The sequence below is a fragment of the Paenibacillus camerounensis genome (genome assembly GCF_000723885.1).
GTDB lineage: Bacteria > Bacillota > Bacilli > Paenibacillales > Paenibacillaceae > Paenibacillus_AQ > Paenibacillus_AQ camerounensis.
Genome location: NZ_CCDG010000030.1, coordinates 1 through 18,069, shown reverse-complemented (window position 1 = coordinate 18,069; position 18,069 = coordinate 1). Strand labels below are relative to the sequence as shown.

General features: G+C 50.9%; 20 protein-coding genes. 7 read left to right on the top strand and 13 right to left on the bottom strand.

What is annotated here, in order from left to right; translation table 11 throughout:
• Positions 1-45 precede the first annotated feature (45 nt).
• The 8 genes from BN3772_RS12240 to BN3772_RS31515 form a co-directional block, all read right to left on the bottom strand.
• Positions 46-1,254 carry an MFS transporter gene (locus BN3772_RS12240; protein ID WP_042199720.1) on the bottom strand — a complete coding sequence of 403 codons (1,209 nt, stop codon included), beginning with the start codon at positions 1,252-1,254 and terminating at the stop codon, positions 46-48.
• 242 nt (positions 1,255-1,496) lie between these two features.
• Positions 1,497-2,051 (bottom strand): TetR/AcrR family transcriptional regulator, encoded by a 555-nt coding sequence (locus BN3772_RS12235; protein WP_052380479.1) that lies wholly within the window; start codon positions 2,049-2,051, stop codon positions 1,497-1,499.
• A 207-nt stretch (positions 2,052-2,258) separates the two neighbouring features.
• Positions 2,259-2,609, bottom strand: a complete 351-nt coding sequence (locus tag BN3772_RS12230; RefSeq protein WP_039870351.1) for a type II toxin-antitoxin system PemK/MazF family toxin — start codon at positions 2,607-2,609, stop codon at positions 2,259-2,261.
• A gap of 3 nt (positions 2,610-2,612) precedes the next feature.
• The gene (locus tag BN3772_RS12225) at positions 2,613-2,894 is read right to left on the bottom strand and encodes a CopG family ribbon-helix-helix protein (protein ID WP_039878289.1); all 282 of its coding nucleotides are present in this window, start codon (positions 2,892-2,894) and stop codon (positions 2,613-2,615) included.
• 211 nt (positions 2,895-3,105) lie between these two features.
• Positions 3,106-4,287 carry an alanine racemase gene (alr, locus tag BN3772_RS12220; protein WP_042199719.1) on the bottom strand — a complete coding sequence of 394 codons (1,182 nt, stop codon included), beginning with the start codon at positions 4,285-4,287 and terminating at the stop codon, positions 3,106-3,108.
• Between the two features lie 229 nt (positions 4,288-4,516).
• On the bottom strand, positions 4,517-5,599 hold the full coding sequence (locus tag BN3772_RS12215; protein ID WP_042199717.1) for a LolA family protein: 1,083 nt from the start codon (positions 5,597-5,599) through the stop codon (positions 4,517-4,519).
• A gap of 130 nt (positions 5,600-5,729) precedes the next feature.
• Positions 5,730-6,947: a PQQ-like beta-propeller repeat protein gene (locus tag BN3772_RS12210; RefSeq protein ID WP_042199716.1), complete on the bottom strand. Its 1,218-nt coding sequence runs from the start codon at positions 6,945-6,947 to the stop codon at positions 5,730-5,732.
• A 9-nt stretch (positions 6,948-6,956) separates the two neighbouring features.
• Positions 6,957-7,799 (bottom strand): methyl-accepting chemotaxis protein, encoded by an 843-nt coding sequence (locus tag BN3772_RS31515; protein ID WP_042199715.1) that lies wholly within the window; start codon positions 7,797-7,799, stop codon positions 6,957-6,959.
• A 142-nt stretch (positions 7,800-7,941) separates the two neighbouring features.
• Between BN3772_RS31515 and BN3772_RS12200 the strand changes: the two genes are divergently transcribed.
• From BN3772_RS12200 to BN3772_RS12190, 3 genes are all read left to right on the top strand, one after another.
• A complete protein-coding gene (locus BN3772_RS12200; RefSeq protein WP_042199714.1) occupies positions 7,942-8,361 on the top strand; it encodes a MarR family transcriptional regulator in 420 nt (139 codons plus the stop codon).
• 140 nt (positions 8,362-8,501) lie between these two features.
• Positions 8,502-9,161, top strand: a complete 660-nt coding sequence (locus tag BN3772_RS12195; RefSeq protein ID WP_042199712.1) for a hypothetical protein — start codon at positions 8,502-8,504, stop codon at positions 9,159-9,161.
• Positions 9,158-9,466, top strand: coding sequence for a hypothetical protein (locus BN3772_RS12190; protein ID WP_042199711.1), 309 nt, complete (start codon positions 9,158-9,160; stop codon positions 9,464-9,466). The genes BN3772_RS12195 and BN3772_RS12190 overlap by 4 nt, the downstream gene beginning before the upstream one ends.
• An 88-nt stretch (positions 9,467-9,554) precedes the next feature.
• Here BN3772_RS12190 and BN3772_RS12185 read toward each other — a convergent pair whose 3' ends face one another.
• From BN3772_RS12185 to BN3772_RS12175, 3 genes are all read right to left on the bottom strand, one after another.
• Positions 9,555-10,511, bottom strand: coding sequence for a DUF4367 domain-containing protein (locus tag BN3772_RS12185; RefSeq protein WP_042199709.1), 957 nt, complete (start codon positions 10,509-10,511; stop codon positions 9,555-9,557).
• A complete protein-coding gene (locus BN3772_RS12180; protein ID WP_086074541.1) occupies positions 10,508-11,095 on the bottom strand; it encodes a sigma-70 family RNA polymerase sigma factor in 588 nt (195 codons plus the stop codon). Before BN3772_RS12180 ends, BN3772_RS12185 begins: the two co-directional genes overlap by 4 nt.
• A gap of 266 nt (positions 11,096-11,361) precedes the next feature.
• Positions 11,362-12,567 (bottom strand): MFS transporter, encoded by a 1,206-nt coding sequence (locus BN3772_RS12175; protein WP_042199744.1) that lies wholly within the window; start codon positions 12,565-12,567, stop codon positions 11,362-11,364.
• A gap of 258 nt (positions 12,568-12,825) precedes the next feature.
• On the opposite strand from BN3772_RS12175, the gene BN3772_RS12170 reads away from it, so the two are divergent.
• A complete protein-coding gene (locus BN3772_RS12170) occupies positions 12,826-13,401 on the top strand; it encodes a TetR/AcrR family transcriptional regulator (protein ID WP_042199708.1) in 576 nt (191 codons plus the stop codon).
• Positions 13,402-13,441: 40 nt separating this feature from the next.
• On the opposite strand, the gene BN3772_RS12165 is transcribed toward BN3772_RS12170, so the two are convergent.
• Positions 13,442-13,606, bottom strand: coding sequence for an aspartyl-phosphate phosphatase Spo0E family protein (locus tag BN3772_RS12165; protein ID WP_086074540.1), 165 nt, complete (start codon positions 13,604-13,606; stop codon positions 13,442-13,444).
• Positions 13,607-13,886: 280 nt separating this feature from the next.
• Positions 13,887-14,303: a MarR family winged helix-turn-helix transcriptional regulator gene (locus BN3772_RS12160; RefSeq protein ID WP_042199706.1), complete on the bottom strand. Its 417-nt coding sequence runs from the start codon at positions 14,301-14,303 to the stop codon at positions 13,887-13,889.
• A gap of 416 nt (positions 14,304-14,719) precedes the next feature.
• Between BN3772_RS12160 and BN3772_RS12155 the strand changes: the two genes are divergently transcribed.
• The 3 genes from BN3772_RS12155 (at position 14,720) to BN3772_RS12145 (ending at position 17,416) form a co-directional block, all read left to right on the top strand.
• Positions 14,720-15,256, top strand: a complete 537-nt coding sequence (locus BN3772_RS12155) for a DoxX family protein (protein WP_042173479.1) — start codon at positions 14,720-14,722, stop codon at positions 15,254-15,256.
• A gap of 245 nt (positions 15,257-15,501) precedes the next feature.
• On the top strand, positions 15,502-16,620 hold the full coding sequence (locus BN3772_RS12150; protein WP_042199705.1) for a copper amine oxidase N-terminal domain-containing protein: 1,119 nt from the start codon (positions 15,502-15,504) through the stop codon (positions 16,618-16,620).
• Entirely contained in the window at positions 16,613-17,416 is an 804-nt protein-coding gene (locus tag BN3772_RS12145; RefSeq protein WP_042199704.1) for a TatD family hydrolase, read from the top strand. The genes BN3772_RS12150 and BN3772_RS12145 overlap by 8 nt, the downstream gene beginning before the upstream one ends.
• The last annotated feature ends 653 nt before the right edge of the window (positions 17,417-18,069 follow it).

The following is an 18,069-nucleotide window of genomic DNA, read 5'->3' as shown; positions in this document are numbered from 1 at the left end:
CCAAAGTTAACGGGATACTGCATCACCACACTGCACGCCAAAAGCTTACTTAACCTGCACACTGCGCCGCGCCATCCGTTTGGCTGAGCTTAGGGACAGCAGGAAGCAGAGAACCAGCACCAGCGCAGCTGCCGCATACGGGAAATTAATGTCCAGATCGAACAGGACACCAGCGACAATCGGTCCGGCAATATTGCCAAGGCTGGTGTATGCAGAGTTCATCCCCATGACGAAGCCCTGCTGGGTCTCTCCGGCCATCTTGGACAATTGGGTACCGACAGCGGGACGCAGAATATCCATTGCCAGAAAGACAACGAACGTCACGGCCATAATCATGAAGTAGCCATGGACGAACAGCGTGAGCAGGATGAAGACGCCTGAAGCGAGCAGACTGACGGAAATAACTCTATTCTCGCCAAAACGGTTCAGAATCCAGCTAAAAGCAGTCAGTTGCACCACTGCCCCGGCAATCGAGCCGAAGGTCAGCACAAAGGCGATATCCTTTGGAGTGAAGGCAAATTTATGATCGACGAACAGACCGAACACCGTCTCATAATTGGCAAGACCGAACGACATAACAAATACAATCACCAGTCCGACAAAATAAGGCTCCCGGTACGAGCGCACCAGCTGGGAGACCAGACTTTCACTCTTTTGCTGAGCAGCCGCCTTATCATGAACAGCCGCTGCTACACGCGATTCCGGCAATAAAATAAACGTGATAATAGCTACAAAAGCCGCCGCAATTGCCGCCGCAAAGAACGGAACACGGATACCGAACTCCGCCAGATAGCCGCCGATCCCCGGTCCGATAATGAACCCGGTTGTGATCGCCGCATTAATCATCCCCATACCCTTAGCCCGCTCATCCATTGAAGTGGTATCGGCCACGTATGCCATAACCGCAGGCATAATCATCGCCGCTCCGATCCCGCCCAGCATCCGGGCTACGAATAGCATCCACGGCAGCTCAGCCACACCGAACACGACCTCAGACAGGGAAAAGACCACCAGCCCGAGCACGATAATTCTTTTGCGGCCCATCCGGTCAGACAATCTGCCGGCAAGCGGCGACACAATCAGCTGGGTCAGTGAAAAGGCAGCGACCAGCATCCCGACAACACTTCCGCCGATATTCAGCTCATTCATATATGTCGGCAGAATCGGCACTACCAGCCCGATCCCCGTAAACGTTAAAAAGATACTGATCATCAGCATCAGCATGGCACCGCGGTTTCTTAACAGCAAAGACATTGTGTTTCCCTCCGTTATTACACTTTAAGTTGGTATTAAATCGTCATACAGGCAGCTTTCTTCTAATTTCTGCTTATCCTGCATGGATCATTCATTTAATCATGTAAATAGACCGTTCCAGACAACATATGCAGATGTATTAAGACCGACCAGCCGGTCTAATTAATAGTCTGATAAGCTCCTTAGGTACATTGTCCGCGGTTCCGGCATAATTGCCTTGAAGCTTTAATGAGTTCATTTATTCAGGCCCGCATCCCCTGCAGCAGCAGACGCACGCCATCCCGGTAATACTTCATTACTTCCGCTGTTCCTTCCGAAGGAGCCGTAATCTCTCTAACTCTGCCGATTCCCTCCAGCATGCCGCAGACAATCACCACGTAATGATCCAGGTTGCCGCTGGCCAGATAGCCTGAATCCATACTCTCCTGAAGCAAATTACGGCAGGCTGTTGCCCCGGAATCGTACAGTTGCGAGAGCCGCTGATGAATCTCCTCCGTATGGGTCCGGGATCTTGCATATTCCTCAAGTCCGCAGATTAGCGGATTCTGAAAATCATTGGCATAATGCTCTCCAAGCGCATAGAAGCGCTCTTCAATTCCGCTGATTCTGGCCCGGATTAACTCCCATTCCGCGAGCCACTTCTCTGTATCCTCCTCAACAATGGACAGAAACAGCTCATCCTTACTTGGAAAATGATGATACAGGCTGCCTTTGCTCACTTTTGCTGCCATGCAGACCTCATTTACCTTTACCGCCGCATACCCCTTCTGTACAAACAGCCAGGCAGCCTGCTGCACAATCCGTCTCTTCGTTTCTTCTCCATCAGAGCGTCCTTTTATACCGGTAACCCCCCTTCTAAACCGACCAACCGGTCTAATTATAGCACGTGCTTCATGATTACTACAAAGATTATTACCGGGCTTGCCGGCCGCGTATATCAAAAAGACGCACTGCCTAAGCAATACGTCTTCTCCATTTACGGAAATATTAGCTCCTGTCCCGGCCTAAAAATCAATCAGGCCCAGACTGATTTGCAGCGAATCATCCACCTTTTTCATTGTATCATCGTCCAGATGGGTGATCTTATCGGTTAAGCGTTGTTTGTCAATCGTCCGAACCTGCTCCAGCAGAATGACGGAATCCCGGTCAAAGCCGTGGGCAGCCGCATCAATCTCTACATGCGTCGGCAGTTTGGCCTTCTGGATCTGGGCAGTGATAGCTGCTACAATAACCGTCGGGCTGAACCGGTTGCCAATATCGTTCTGTATGACCAGTACCGGCCTTACTCCGCCTTGTTCAGAGCCTACAACCGGCGAAAGGTCGGCAAAAAAAACGTCGCCGCGTTTAACGATCAATATCTACACCCCGCTTACTAAGCGGCCAAGAGTACTGTCTGCATCTTCCTCCGCGAGAAATGCCTCGCTTGCCATTGTCAAATTGATCTTTGCCATCTCCATGTATCCCCGCTGCATCGATTCCCGGATTGTACGCTTTCTGCGTTCCGTCAGATACAGCTTCATGGCCTGCCTGATCAATTCACTCCGGTTAGAGTTCTCCAATTGGGCGATCCCATCCACTTCCTGCAAAAGATGATCGGGCAAACTGATCATAATTCTTTTGGTGTTCTGCAAATTGGCCAACTTCTCTTCCACCCCCACAAGCCTTCTGCCCTTGTGTTCCAGTGTTACAATATACAAGGAATTTTATACAAGGAATATATGCAGATAGTATATCAAGTATGCTGCATCCCATTATAAACTAGAATTGGCGGGACGTATAGACTATATGTCACACCAGTTCTTACGATTATCCTTTGTATTCTTTTCCTGTATACGATATTCTGTCACTTAATCAAGGCTTCAGCAGAGGGTTCACCAGGTTTGGAGCAGCACCTTCACGTATGTATACGCGGGGTACACGGTGAGCCAGCATACAGATTACTTCGTAGTGAATCGTGCCTAAATGGAGTGCCAGTTCATCCGCCGTAATGTAGGCGTTGCCCTGGCGGCCGATGAGTACAACCTCTTCGCCAGCTTGGATTTGTTCCGCTTCTCCAGCGAAAGATTTGAGCGTTACCATACACTGGTCCATGCAGATTGTTCCGACGACCGGAGCGCGGCGTCCGCGTATTAGCACCTCCGCCTTGCCTGTCAGCATGCGGGAATATCCGTCTGCGTATCCGACGGGCAGCGTCGCAATTACCTCTTCGCTGTCCGTGAAATAGCGGGTGCCGTAGCTGATGCCGTAGCCGGGCGGCAATGTCTTGATATATACCGCCTGTGTCTTCAGCGTCATTACCGGGTGTAAAGCCACGCGCTCACGGCTTACCTCTGATGAGGGGTAAAACCCGTACAAGCTTATGCCTACACGCACCATGTTACTGGATAGGAAAGGTGTATCAATGGCCGTAGCGCTATTGCCCGTATGTATGATCGGGATCTGTATATCCTTGTCCCGAAGCGCTTCCGCTACGCTCATGAACCGCCGGTGCTGCATCAGTGTATAGCTTTTGTCTTCTTCGTCTGCCTTGGCAAAATGGGTAAACATGCCCTCCAGCTCCGCCTGCGCTGTCCGGTGCACTTCTTCAATGAAGCAGGGGGCGTCTGCCGGCAAAAGCCCGAGCCTTCCCATTCCGCTGTCAATCTTGATGTGTACCTTCAGCCGGTGCTCCGGATCGGCAGGAAGCTGTCTTACCGCCTCCAGCACCTCCGGCGTGAATAGTGTTACGGTTACGTTGTTCTCCCAGGCAACGGCTATGCCTTCCGGTGAGGTGTAGCCCAGCACCAGGATAGGAAGTAGTATTCCCGCCTGACGCAGCTCCAATGCTTCATCCAGAAAAGCTACACTGACATAATCCGCTCCAAGCCGTTCAAGCTCCCGCGTCACTTCCACTGCCCCGTGGCCGTACGCATTTCCTTTGACGCATCCCATGAATTTGGTTTCCGCCGGCAGCGCCGCCCGGAAAGCTTCATAATTGGCACGCAGATCATCCAGATTTATCTCGGCAACTGTAGGTCGATAGCTTGCTTGCACTTCAAGGTCACCTTCTTACATTGTAGTAAAACAACGCTTTAGAACTTTGCAGCGTTTGTAGTCTTACTGCCAATGGTAATGCTTTGCGAAGGGGGCTGTCAATGTGGAGCAAAGCTATCCTTTTACTAATCGTTCGGAGGTCCCGTCATCGTCATCTTTATAGTACAAAAAGCGGATACGGCTTGTAGAGGATTGGCTCCCACAATGCACTGTATCCGCCTACTGAATATTACTTACCCGATTGTGACTGCATAGAAGCGGCAATCTGCATCATTTCGTCAAGCGGCAGATTCGCACTCGTAATCCGGAACTCCACTCCGTCATTCATCCACGTCAGCGTCTGCTGCTCATCACCGGTAAGCGCCCCGGCAGTGAATCCCAGATCGACCAGCGTGGCCGGAGCCAGCGATACGGCGCGGTCAAGAGGACGGGCTTCCATAATCGTGTACTGGTAGTCCCCTTCATAACGGATGAGCACCGCATGATCCTTATTGCCTTCGATTTTATGATAATCCTTATAGGTTACGCCTGCCGGTATGTATTCCGGCTCAATGACCCCGAAATCACCAGGCTCGGCTGCTGCCTGCTCTGCGTTTTCTTCTCCGGCCGGCGCGGTTACCATATTGCCGTTCTCGTCAACCTCGGCTATTGTGCTTTCGGAAGGCGTTCCGGCCGCCATATTCCTTTGCATATCAAAAGAATCCTTGGTGAATTCAGGGTCGAACTTGAAGCTGTCGAACTTCACATCCACTACAACCTTGGCTTCGGAATCGGAGACCTGAACCTGCTTAGGCTCATAGGTGCTTTTGGCCAGCCAGATCTTCTGCCGGACGAGTGCGCTGCTCTGGTAATTCGCCGCCACCTCAAATACGTAGTTATCGCCCTCTTCCGTCAGCTGGCGGTTGTTGTCGGCCGTAATGCCGCGGAGCAGCGTCTGGTACAGATACACCTGACCCTGATTGTCCGGCCAGTCGCTCTGGAAGCGGAAGCTTTTGCCGAGGCTTGGAGTGAGCACGAATACTCCCTCATCGTTGCGCAGTACAATCTGCGTTACATCCTTTTGCACATTGGAGAGGCTGATCCGGTAATAGGAAGGGTTCTTATACCACACCTCCACCTTATACTCCTGCGGCTGCTCGCCGGTATAGAGGGTCATCGTACCCGAACCCTGATAGGCCCCCTGCTTACTTTCCAGCTTGTCAGACACAGCATTCAAATCCTTCACCACGGAAGCGGCATCCTTCTTCCCGCAACCCGCGAGCACCAGGGCCACGCTCATAATGATCGCGAGTACCCATGTTATCCGGCGCATGACATCATCCCCTTAACCTGTTTTGAAAAGCATTGATTAGTACATGTCTATGAGGGATTTGTCCGCAATATGCAGACGGGCATGACAAGCCGGAAGGATATTCACGGGTGGCCGCCGGCCGGGTCTGATTCTATTTTAGAGGAATGAGCTGGTAAAGATTGCTATAGATCAAGTAAAATTTGCCGTTTACCAGGATAAAGTCATCGAAAAGAACGTCAGGCTGTTCTCCGCCATCGAACGGACATGCGAATGAATACAGCGTTTTGTAGCTTTTGCGGTCCAGCACGGTCAGCGCCGTTTTTAGATTCATGCCGTTATCGGGCGAAATAGAGATGTACTTGTCATCGATCCGCAATCTGTAGGTTATTCCATTAACAGGTATAGGCGAAAGGGGAATATGCAACAGCTGCTCACCGCTGCCGCTCAGTACATAGAACCCTGAATTATTGGCGAACAGAAGCTTGCCGTCCGCGATGTAGACTTTGGCCGTTGTCGGATCAATCTTCTTGGTCCATTTTTCTTTCCCGTTTGCGCCTACAGCGACCAGTTGCGACGTACTCTGAGATATCTTTATGTTGAGAACATAGGTTTCATTGTTAAGCTTGAGTGCTTGTTCTACTGTGCTGGTTGCATTTAACGGAAAGCTGGATTTTTTCTTAAGATTCCAGTCGTGGACGTCAAAGGATACCGATTGGCCCTTGGTATTGTATTTGAGCGTCAATACTTCATTCGCGGCAATTCCTCTCATAAAATTGGCTGGCTGCATTCCCTTGCTTGTGAAGCTTTTAGTCCAGGCTATGGTGCCCTTCAGGTTCACTGCCGAGATCATAGATTCGCCGTACACAATTAATTTGTTATTCACCATATTATGTATACTTATTCTTTCGGGATATAAGGTCTGCCATTGTATCGTCCCCTTGGGGCTTACCGAATACACGAACGTTTCGTTAGAGAATTGTTTCAGTCCTGCTCCAATTACACTGTAGAGATTTCCTGCTTCGTCAAAAAAGGCATGGTTGCCCAGTTTAAACCCTCCATAGACCGGAAGTTTCCACTGAACTTTATTCGTCTTCGCATTAATGGTTACGATATACTGCTGAAGCAGCTGCCCCTTGGCATTACGCGGATTATTCCCCGTGATTGGCGCTCTGAAGTACAGAAGTCCATTCGCTGTTCCTAAATAATCGTAGCTGTGGGAAGCAACGGGGAAAGTAATCGGGTCCAGCATCTCTAAGGATTGCTCCGTTCCAGTATCCGGGTTCACAGCCTCCGCAGTTGCGGCGGGGATATGGATGAGCGGGAGAAAGATTACCATACATACAATTAGAAGACTTAATATTTTTTTCATAGCATCTCCTTATATCAACCGGGCTATCTTCTCAATCTCTGCTGCGGAGGCAGCCAGCTGCTGCATGGAGGCCGTAATTTCTTCGGTTGCCGCAGCCTGACGCTCACTCTGTGCCAGACATTCCAGCAGCGTTGCATCCAGCTGATGAATGTTCTTCTTGATTCTATCCAGGATGCCGGTAATCTCTTTGACTGATGATGCACTGGAAACGGACATTTTCCGGATTTCCTGCGCTACTATGCCGAAACCCCGGCCGTGCTCGGCGGCATGTGCCGCTTCAATGGCTGCGTTAAGGCCGAGCAGGTTGGAGTGGTCAGCCACTTTTTTGATGAAATCCAGAATCTCATCGGTCTTGTGCAGCTCTTCGACCACGGTCTGGCCGAGCCCCTTCAGATCACTTACTATGTTGGCCAGATCAGAAGCGGTGCCCGCAATTTCTTCCGAGGTCAAGCTGATCTCTTCGGAAGTGACCGTCAGCAAATTGGCGGCATCGCTTAACGTTTCCTGGTTGCTGAGGCTGATGCCAATGGTAAACACACCGGTAACTCGCCCCTCCCCGTCCCGGATCGGCATAGAGGTTGATTTGAAGGGCAGGCCGTAGATTTCTTTGGGAATATTAGCACTTACCGTCTCACCTGTCTCCAGCGCTGCTCGTATTCCTCCGCTTGGCGGGACGGGCATGCCCTCCCCAATGCGAACATCCAGCTCCACTCCCGGAAGATAGTAGACGAACTTCTCTACATCCGCCAGAGCGAACATGACATCAATAGGAAACAAACGCTGCACTAGCGGCAAAGATATTTTCAAAGATTCCAGCAACTGCCCATGACTCATTTCATTTTGATTAATCAAAGCTTTTCAGCCTCCGCAACATCATTTTTGCTCATTATAGCATAGGAAAAAATATTTCCATGTTACATATGTGCTGCTTGACAATAAAGTTATAATCTCTATATATTTTAATAACTAAAATAGTTATGGAGCGTGTCTGCCGATGAGCACGGATCAACAAAAATCACAGGCTATCCTTGGCCTTATGGATACAATGGCTGCCGTTCAGCAGAAATCACAGGTGTTCATTGAACGCATCAATAAGAATGAAAGCCTGAGCCAGAATCAGCTCATGCTGCTGTTTCAGCTGCAGCTTGCCGGAAGCCTGAAGATAACGGAAATCGCAGAAAGATTCGTTGTTACACCGGGCGCCGCTTCCTCCATGTGTGACAAGCTGGAAGAGGCCGGCCTGATTCAGCGGGTCCGCACGAATGAGGACCGCAGAGTGGTCAACATCGAAATTACCGGGGAAGGAACCCGGCGGATTCTGCAGCTGTTCGACAGATTTGAGATTGCCGAGCTGCACAAGTTTACAGATACTCTGCATCAAATCAACAGCCTGATGAATGAAATCACCGGCTAACCTACTCCGCCCTGCACTGCCTCTGCTAATGAGGCGGTGTTTTTTTGTGGGCAAAAACGAATTTTGTTTTATTGACTATATATTTTAATAAGTATATATTTTAACTAGTATAATAAATTTAGATTGAAGGTGATCACTATATGCTTAGTCCATCCGCCAAACCGGTGACAGCAGATATGCCTCCCTTTAAGGTAAGAGGTGCCCATACCCGGCATGAAGATTTGGCTGCCTCTTCAGTTGATGTGTTTGGCCAGTTCAATACGTCAGGAACAGTAACTGCAGGCCGGCTTAAGGTGTCGGGAGAATGCCGGATTGCCGGGCATTGTCTGGCGGCACAGGTCGACAGCTTCGGAAGCCTGAGGGTACACAGTCTGGAGGCAGAGCATGTCCGGTGCAGCGGATACCTGTCGGCGGCGGAAGACATTACCGCAGTAACCTTTCTGGCAAAAGGGGCCGTACAGTTGGACCGGCTGACCGCCTCAGAGTCCGTTATCATCCGCCTGAGCGCTGGCAGCAGAATCAATCAGCTTAAAACTGAGGGCACCTTGACTGTAAGCAGCATTTTGCCGAACTTCTCCTTTATTACAAAACCTTTTCACAGATTGAACTGCCGCTTGCTGGAGGGGGATTCAATTCAGCTTGAGCATACGACAGCTGAAAGGGTCTGCGGCAGCAGGATTACCATCGGACCGGGCTGCCGCATTCAGGAAGTACGTTATTCGGAAAGTCTGCATATCGACAAGGCTTCCACGGTGAACACGGTCATTAAGCTCAACAATAAAGGAGGAACCACAGAATGAATAACGTTACTGTTTTCCGCAAAAATGCTGTATCCCTTGCCGGCAAAATCTTTGTCAGCCTGTTTATGCTTCCAATACTGGGTGTATGGACGGCCGGCAGCGCAGTCTGTTCCATCCTATCTGTACTCGCTGCTTTTCTAGGGTTGTTCGGCTGGAAGGGCGTATCGCTCACCCTCTATCCCGGGTATGATCTGCCGCGTATCCTCAGTTTTCCGTTAGGGCTCGTACTGGCTCTGCTGCTGTATGCTTCATTTATATATACCAGACGTTTACTCCGGCGCTGCCTGCACTATATTAAATCCTGAGATCTGGCCTGACCCAAGGCAGCAGAAAGAGCCCGCAACAGGGCGGGCTTCTCTCTAATATGTCCGGCCAATACCGGACAGCCTCCGGTTAACGGAGCGATTCGGCGATCTTCAGCACCTTGTCCCGCTCCAGACCGTGGGATACAATACCATACAATACGCCACCGGCTTCCCAGTCCAGATTCCGGTCATCCATCATTACGGCGTCAACACCGTTAATCTTTACCGGCTCCACTTTACCGCTGAAGGAAATTTCATAGGCCGTTTCCTTGTCGGAATAACGGAAGTGCATCTTGAGATCCTGCCCTACTTGTTCACTGCTAAAGAACAGATCGAGATACTTGCCGTTAACGCCTTCCTCCGACTTGTAGAATTCTCCCCGGTCAAAGGCAAATCCCTCCGGCAGATACTCCGGCAGCTTAACCTTGAACATCGCATATTGGTCCAGCTCCGCCCGGCTCTTCACGGCCACAATACGCTCAGCTGCTTCCTTATCACGCTGCTCCTGTTCACTTTTGGTAATCAGCTTATCCCCGTCAAAATTAACGATCTGCTCTCCGGCTGCATTATAAATTTTATCAACTTTGAGTGAATCAGAAGTGATTACATTACCGTCCTTGTCGAACAGCTTGCCCTCCCATTCCTCTGGAAAATCGGGAATCTGCGTGGTATCCATCTCATGGGCAATAATGTTGCCGAGGTTAATGCTCTGCAGCACTCTGCCTAGAAGCTCCTGGGCGTATGACGGCTTGACGAAGCTGATGCTCAGCGCACCGGCCACCAGAAGAGATGCCATTACCATTGCCGGGCGTTTCCACCCTGTTTTATTTTTCATAGGTTTTGCCTCCTGTGTAAGACGGGTACGGCTCTGTACTTTGGCAAGCACTGCCGCCTTATGAGCCTTACTGTAATCCTGTCCGGCCAGTGCCCGGCCCAGCTCAAGCAGCTCAAGTGATTCCTGCGGTCCGCTCCAGTCAGGAGCAGATTTCAAATGCAGACCGTCATCAACAGCCTTTGCGAACTCCTGCACATACTCTTTTTTCATAGCTGCTCCACGCTCCCTATTTCAGCTTTCAGCTTTTTCATACTGCGGTACAGGATCACGCCGACGTTACTCTCGGACATGCCGGTGAGGCTGGCGATCTCTGTATTTTTCAGGTCTGCACCGAATTTCAGCGCAACAATATTCCGTTCTTTGGCTGATAAAGTATCCAGTGCCATGCTCAGCCGGTTGTTGCGCTCCCCTTCCAGCAGCTGCTCGTCCGGCGTTTTTTTGCCCGATACCAGCTCCCGGACCGCCTCCAGCGGAAAAAACAGATTTCTCTTCCGGCTGCGGTAATGATCGTTCACGACATTTCTGGCGATGGCGAACAGCCACACCTCAAAGGGCGCTTTGTCCGGGGCGTAGCTGTGCAGCTTGGACCATGTTTTTTCAAAAACCTGGCTGGTCAGGTCCTCCGCCGTATAACGGCAGCTGACGCGGTAAGCGGTATAGTTGAATATCCTCGAATAATAGTCTTCAAATATGGAAGTGAACACCCTGTCCGTATCCATACTAACGGGTGTAGCAGCGGGGTCTTCCTTCATTTTCCGGTACCATAACGATTGCAGCAATGCGCGCTCTTGCATCTCTCTCAAGCTCTCCTTTCTTACGCAATTTCACCGGGCCAAGTGATCTACCCCAGCTAATACGCGGAGAATGGGATTTCATTACAAGCCCTGTAAAAATTCCATCCGGATCAACCCTTCATCTCCAGTATCCCTTACTGCCGGACCCTTTGTATGCCGATTATGTTGCATTGTTTCCGGTGCAGCAAAAAGCCGCCCGCCGGGCCGGCAAAATCGGCCTGATGAGCAGCTCTACGTAACGGTGCAATGCTTGTAAATCAATCGTCTTACGCCTGCTTCTTCTCGGTCAGGTAATATACGAAAGCCAGAGCCGGTACGGCAATACCGATCAGCGAGGTCAATTCCCAGCCCCCGTAAGCATAGGCCCAGCCTCCCAGTGACGAGCCAATCGCTCCGCCAATGAAGAAGATCGCCATAAACAGTCCATTAAGCCGTCCTCTTGCTTCATTGCCAAGGGAGTATATCGCCCGCTGGCCCAGCACCAGATTACCAGACACGCCCATATCCAGCAGGATAGCAGCGGCAACGAGCAGTCCGAGCGACACCGCAGAACCACTGCGGAACAGGTAAGCGATCAGGAAGGCACCGGCGGCAAGCAGAAAAGCGAGTCCGGTCAGCGGACGGGTCCAGCCCTTGTCAGCCAGTCTTCCGGCAACCGGTGAAGCGACAGCTCCTGCCACACCGGCCAGGGCAAACAAGGCAATCCCCTGCTGGGACAGGTGGTACGTATCGGCCAGCCGCAAAGAAATCGTCGTCCAGAACAGGCTGAACGTTCCGAACAGGCTGGCCTGATAGATGGCCCGGCGGCGCAGCACAGGTGTATTCATCAGCAGTGTTCCCAAGGAGCGGATCAGCCCGCTGTAGTTCATTGCCGGAACCGGCTGGCGCTGCGGCAGCACTCTGGACAGCAGAAGCGTAAGCAGAGCAATGATAACGGCTGAAATGGCATAGATTGCGTGCCAGCCCCAGAGCCCGGAGACAAAGCTGGCCAGCGGACGGGCGAACATAATACCCAGCAGCAGCCCGCTCATTACATTGCCTACTACCCGTCCGCGGTGCTCCTCAGCAGCAAGGAAGGAAGCATACGGCACAAGAATCTGAGCCGCAACCGAGCCGAGCCCGATGAACAGCGAAGCGCTCAGGAACAGCACCGCACTTGGAGCAAGTGTAGCCGCAACCAGCGCCGCAACAACGACGATAAGTGAAATTACGGTCAGCCGGCGGTTTTCGATAATATCACTGAGCGGAACTACGAACAAAAGGCCGAGAACATAACCGAGCTGAGTAAGGGTTACTATAAGTCCCGCCGCCCCGGATGACAGGTGTGTTGCTGCGGCAATCGGTCCGATCAGCGTCTGGGCATAATACAGATTGGCGACGATCAGTCCGCACGAGGCTGCCAGCAAAAAGGTGATCCAGCCGGGCATTGCTGCGCTCTCCGCAGCCTTACCTGCCCCGGTCACCCCGTTCATTTGAGTTGTCTGATTCATATTAACTCCACCTTTCATTTTAAATACTGAACGTTTAGTTTAATAATTATGATTATATAATATACTGAACGTTCAGTTTTGTAAATGGGCAGTTTCAGTGATCATCTGATGCTCCCTCCAAGCCTGTAATTTCTGCTCCAGATTGGCTATACCCAGCGGATATTTTGTATAATGAACGTATAGTTTAGATTTATACCACAAGCTGTATTTGAGCGGATTATAAACCGGAGGGATGAAGATATGGATAAAAAAAGAGGACGCCCGCGCAATAACGAAGCAGAGGCTGCGATTCTGGCCGCCTCCTATGAGCTGCTGCTCGAAACAGGCTTTGGTGCGGTAACGGTGGATAAAATCGCTGAACGGGCCAAAGTCAGCAAAGCCACCATCTATAAATGGTGGCCTAACAAAGCAGCTGTTGTTATGGACGGCTATCTCTCTGCTGCTTCGGCGCGGTTACCCGTGCCGGATACCGGCTCTGTTAAAGAGGATATTGTGATTCATGCGGCCAACCTGGCTGTCTTCCTGCGCAGCCGGGAGGGCAAGGTGATCACCGAGCTGATTGGCGAAGGGCAATTCGATGCCGGGCTTGCCGAGGCTTACCGGGCCCGTTTCTTCGCCCCGCGCCGGCAGGAGGCGCACCAGCTGCTGGAACGCGGAATGATACGGGGAGAGTTAAAGGCCGGGCTGGATATCGCCTGCTGCATCGATCTGCTGTATGGTCCTATTTTTTACAGGCTGCTGATTACTGGGGATGTACTGGACGAGGCTTATATCAAAACGATAACGGCCGCTGCTTTCGAGGGGATAAACCAATAGCAGCCGTAATGCTGGTTAACGGACACGGAACAGCTGAATGCTATTTTCCGCCGGAAACCATTCTTATGTATGTATTTATTAATTCATCCAGCTTCATAGACTGTCTGATTACGCGCGGATGAAGCAGCCCATAGGCCTGTTCCATCTGATTAAGCATAGTTCTTTCGTACTCTATTTGCTTGCGCAGGATCTTGAGCTTGTCCATCTGAACTACCTCCCGTACATATTTTAGAGGTATATGTCAAAATATAGGATGGCAAGCTCAATGCATCACTGTATATATATCCGAAATTCCGTATATCACTTGTATGTAGGACTTTCTAACCAGTCAGCAGAATAACAAAGAACAAGGCCTGCTGACTCTACGCCAGCTGGCCTTGTCTCTTAATCAAAACCTTGGTTTAATCATAATTCCGAGCTGCTTCAGGTATGGGTTCCGCAACCTTCGTTCGTTTTATTTGGACCTGTTTTGCCGCATCGCTGTTCTACAGCTTAATTCTATCCAGTAAACCTACCAGCAGCTGCTTCTCCTCCGGTGCAAAGCCTTCATACACAGCAGCCAGGAGTGCTGACGACACCGCCTCAAATACCGGCTTCAGCTCTCTGCCCCTGGTTGTGAGTGACAGGCGGAAGATTCTCCCGTCGGTCTGATCCTGCTCCCGCTTTACGTATTCCAGCCGTACCAGCTTGTCTACCAGAGCTGTGATGGTAGACTTATCCTTATCAATTAAGCAGGATAACTGATTCATCGTAATATCCTCACGGATGAACAGCTGATACAGAATATCCCCGTGTGACGGGGCAATACCGTGTATATTATGTTGTTTGAGCTCCCGTTCGATAAACCTGTTGCCACTCCGGTGAATGCGGCCGATGACCGCCAATATTTTATTTTCGTCCATGCTTCCATGTTAATTTTAACCAAATGATGTGTCAAGGGTCTCCTGATTACATCATTTGGTGAGACGAACGCAAGTCTTTTTATGTTTTGTTTTAAAAATATTCAAATTTTAGTTTGATATAAAAATTATTTCGATAATTGTGATTTATATCACACCTCTTGTGAAAAAAATCACTTAATATAAGGGCATCGAAGATGATCATCCGATACGACAAAGAGAAAAGAAACCTACTGTACCGGTAAAAATAAATCCCGGTAGTATTCCTAACAAAACTTGGCCTATGCTTCCGAAGCAGTTTTGCCAGAAGCTTAATCCCGGTAGTATTCCTAACAAAACTTGGCTTATGCTTCCGAAGCAGTTTTGCCAGAAGCTTAATCCCGGTAGTATTCCTAACAAAACTTTAAGGAGTGGATATCATGTTTAACACCTGGTTCCGTACTAATAAAATTGCTATGCTGCTGCTGACTGTCGTTCGTATATATGTAGGTTATCAATGGCTTGAGGCCGGCTGGCATAAGCTGACCGGGGGCTTCGATGCCGGGGGCTTCCTGAAAGGCGCCATTGCCAAAAGTGTCGGAGAAGACGCCTCCGTACAAGCCTGGTGGGGCAGCTTCCTCCAGCATGCCGCTCTGCCGAATGTTAATTTTTTCAACCTTCTGATTCCGGCAGGTGAATTCCTGGTCGGTCTTGGACTGATCCTCGGTACCTTCACCACCTTTGCTGCCCTGATGGGTCTGGTTATGAATACCGCCTACCTGCTCTCGGGTACTGTGAGTACGAATGTCCAGCTGCTGCTGATGGAGGTCATTATCATCGTATCCGCCGCAAATGCCGGTGCAATCGGTCTTGACCGCTGGGTACTGGGCTACCTGCGCAGCCTGTTCCATAAAAAAGACAAATCCGCCGCATTCCGGCCTGCAGCTGCTGCTCCGGGAATGAAGCGCTCCGTATAAATGAATATTGTGTAAGCTGCAATGCCCCGCAGACATGGACAACGCTCTGGCATCCATCTGCGGGGCTTTGTTTTTGTTATTTTTCCGATCATATGTTCCATTCCGTGCTGCCGCCGTCAAAGCGTAACAAGCTTGTCTTATCAATGTTAACAGAAAGTGACCTTCACACGTTGAATTTGCTTTATACTAATAGAAGCTACTTCTGCTAGATTAATGCAAAGCCTATATAAATGGAGGATTTACTCATGAAAAGATGGATCGCCAGCGTAGCTGCCGCAATGTTAATTGCCGTATGCCCGTCGGCTCTTGATATAGATAAAACGTTTGCCGCTGCACCGCTTAAATTGATTGTTGACGGGGAAGCTGCGCTCACCCCTTTACATCCGTTTCTCGACCAGGACATCGCGTATATACCGGTCCGGGTGCTCACCGAGTTCTACCCTGCAGCACTCCAGTGGGACAACAAGCAAAAGCTGTTAACAATTACCACCGAAAGCACCAGTACAATGGTTAAACCGGGCAGCCAGCTGGTGCTCTACTATGGCAGCTCAACTGCGCTTGAAGGCAAGGCTATACTGCGGAACGGACGTATGTATATTCCGGCATCTGCCTTGAATCTCATATCCGGAGCTGACTTCCGGCTGGATCAGAAGCAGAACTCGGTATCCATTATATCGGGCAGCGTGAGCACAACCGTGCGGGTCCCTACCGAAGCGCTTGCTGCTGCAGAAGACCATCCGGAAGTCAAAATCTACGCCGCCCTTAAAGACAAGACAGCCTATAAAGGCTATATACTTGAGATAAACGGACAAAAGCATAAATACGGCTGGCAGACCTACCGGGATTTAAGCCACCCGCCAGAGCTGTATTACAATGACATCAATAAGGACGGACAACCCGAAGCCATCGTTATTCTGACATTAGGTACAGGAACAGGAATTGTCGAGCAGGAGATCCATGTAATTAACCCGAAGACCTGGCAGGAGCTCTCTGTACCTGAAGCCTGGAAGGCTGGAACTCAGCTTGTATCCTCCAGCATCACTGCAGACGGCAAGGATATGCTCGTTTCGCTGAAGCTTGCCGGTGCCTCTCCTTCACAGGTGACCCTGCGCCTGCCGGACCGCAGCGACGACCCGAATATCGGCGGAAAAGCAGGAATCGGCACTGTTACTTACTACATGGTTGAGAATAACCGGCTGACGGCTGAAGTGAATGTGACGACCGGATTCCTGGAGAGCATCGGAACTCTGAAGCTGGTGTATAAACCGGCTGCTTCAGGTAAAGCCCTGGAGCCGGAATCTGTCACCTTCATTGCATTCGATGAATATCCGGCAACGGTGAAGAAGCTGACTGCCAATGATTGATGCCCATATTCATCTTGAGCAATATGACGCTGACGCGCTTGAGCACATGCTGCCTGCACTTGCTACAGAAGGCGTCCACGGCTTGATTGCCGTCTCGATGAACCTGGCCTCCTGCATCCGCACTAAGGAGCTGGTGCGCAAAGCTCCCGGATTGATTAAGCCGGCCTACGGCTATCATCCCGAGCAGCCGCTGCCTGCGGAAGCAGAGCTGGCTATGCTGCTTAGCTTTATCGAGGAACACAGCGCAGACATGGCGGCCATAGGTGAAATCGGCCTGCCCTACTATAGCCGGGCAGAAGCGCTGGAGCGCGGCGGGCCTTTTGTGATGGAGCCGTATATACGGCTGCTGGACACTATGCTTGGCCTGGCTGCACGGCTCGGCAAGCCGGTGGTGCTGCATGCCGTCTACGAGGATGCGCTGACCGCCTGTGAGCTGCTGGACAAGCACGGCATCCGGAATGCCCACTTTCACTGGTTCAAAGGGCCAGAGGAAGCTGTCCTCCGGATGATTGAGCGCGGATATTATATCTCCTTCACTCCGGATATCGTCTACGAGCCGGAGATTCAGGCTCTGGCCAGGCGTTACCCGCCTGAGCTGGTTATGGCGGAGACGGACGGGCCTTGGCCGTTCGAAGGACCTTTTGCCGGACGGCTCACGAACCCGGCCATGATCCGCGATGTTGCTGCAGCATGGGGCGCGCTGCACGGCTATCCGCCTGCTCAGGCAGAAGCGCTGCTGAGCGCGAATACGGCGCGCTTTTACCGGCTGCATAAAGGTGCTGGAAGCACAGAATAGCTCATCGTGTCCTGCGGATTTTTCCGCACAGTGCGAAGGGCTATTTGCTGTGCCTACTTAGGCGATATGCTGGACGGCTGCTCTCTTCCCCATGTCAGCCGGAAATCACACTAATGATCCGCGAAGGTACAAATTTAGTGTGACGGCGTCGCTATATGTATGTGCAAGTAATCCAATACGCAGGCGGGGTCGTGGTATATGTGGGAGTAATCCAATGCGCCGGAGGGGGGCGGTGTACGTGGGAGTAATCCAATGCGCCGAGTGGAGGGCAGATAGTTGTACTTCGTGCAGCTAAAACAGCCGGATTTGCCCATTGAAGTGGTTTAAGTGTAGTTCATACAACTAAAAAGGCTCCATTCCCGCAAAACGGCGGGAAATGGAGAAAATAGCTGCACGGATTACATTTATATGTCTGAAACAGCTCAACAAGCCGCTTTTAGATGTACAGAGTGCAGTTATAGCATGACTGTACCGCCGGGAGCACCAGCGGGAGCACCAGTGGATGAACTCAGGGCTCAGCCTCACGGACTGCCCCCACATGCCTTATGTGTGACATATTTGTGTCAGTGTGGTGTACCGCCAGCAGTCCGGGAGCGGCGGTTGCGCTACTACAATACGCCGGATAAGGATCTGATTCCGCATGAAGAGGTTAC

Bases quoted from the DNA above. Each gene is read 5' to 3' on its own strand.
- BN3772_RS12190 (WP_042199711.1), top strand. From the start codon at position 9,158: ATGAATAACGTTACTGTTTTCCGCAAAAATGCTGTATCCCTTGCCGGC.
- BN3772_RS12170 (WP_042199708.1), top strand. From the start codon at position 12,826: ATGGATAAAAAAAGAGGACGCCCGCGCAATAACGAAGCAGAGGCTGCG.
- BN3772_RS12155 (WP_042173479.1), top strand. From the start codon at position 14,720: ATGTTTAACACCTGGTTCCGTACTAATAAAATTGCTATGCTGCTGCTG.
- BN3772_RS12150 (WP_042199705.1), top strand. From the start codon at position 15,502: ATGAAAAGATGGATCGCCAGCGTAGCTGCCGCAATGTTAATTGCCGTA.
- BN3772_RS12165 (WP_086074540.1), bottom strand. From the start codon at position 13,606: ATGGACAAGCTCAAGATCCTGCGCAAGCAAATAGAGTACGAAAGAACT.
- BN3772_RS12160 (WP_042199706.1), bottom strand. From the start codon at position 14,303: ATGGACGAAAATAAAATATTGGCGGTCATCGGCCGCATTCACCGGAGT.
- BN3772_RS12240 (WP_042199720.1), bottom strand. From the start codon at position 1,254: ATGTCTTTGCTGTTAAGAAACCGCGGTGCCATGCTGATGCTGATGATC.
- BN3772_RS12210 (WP_042199716.1), bottom strand. From the start codon at position 6,947: ATGAAAAAAATATTAAGTCTTCTAATTGTATGTATGGTAATCTTTCTC.
- BN3772_RS12175 (WP_042199744.1), bottom strand. From the start codon at position 12,567: ATGAACGGGGTGACCGGGGCAGGTAAGGCTGCGGAGAGCGCAGCAATG.
- BN3772_RS12185 (WP_042199709.1), bottom strand. From the start codon at position 10,511: ATGAAAAAAGAGTATGTGCAGGAGTTCGCAAAGGCTGTTGATGACGGT.
- BN3772_RS12200 (WP_042199714.1), top strand. From the start codon at position 7,942: ATGAGCACGGATCAACAAAAATCACAGGCTATCCTTGGCCTTATGGAT.
- BN3772_RS12145 (WP_042199704.1), top strand. From the start codon at position 16,613: ATGATTGATGCCCATATTCATCTTGAGCAATATGACGCTGACGCGCTT.
- BN3772_RS12195 (WP_042199712.1), top strand. From the start codon at position 8,502: ATGCTTAGTCCATCCGCCAAACCGGTGACAGCAGATATGCCTCCCTTT.
- BN3772_RS12215 (WP_042199717.1), bottom strand. From the start codon at position 5,599: ATGCGCCGGATAACATGGGTACTCGCGATCATTATGAGCGTGGCCCTG.
- BN3772_RS12180 (WP_086074541.1), bottom strand. From the start codon at position 11,095: ATGCAAGAGCGCGCATTGCTGCAATCGTTATGGTACCGGAAAATGAAG.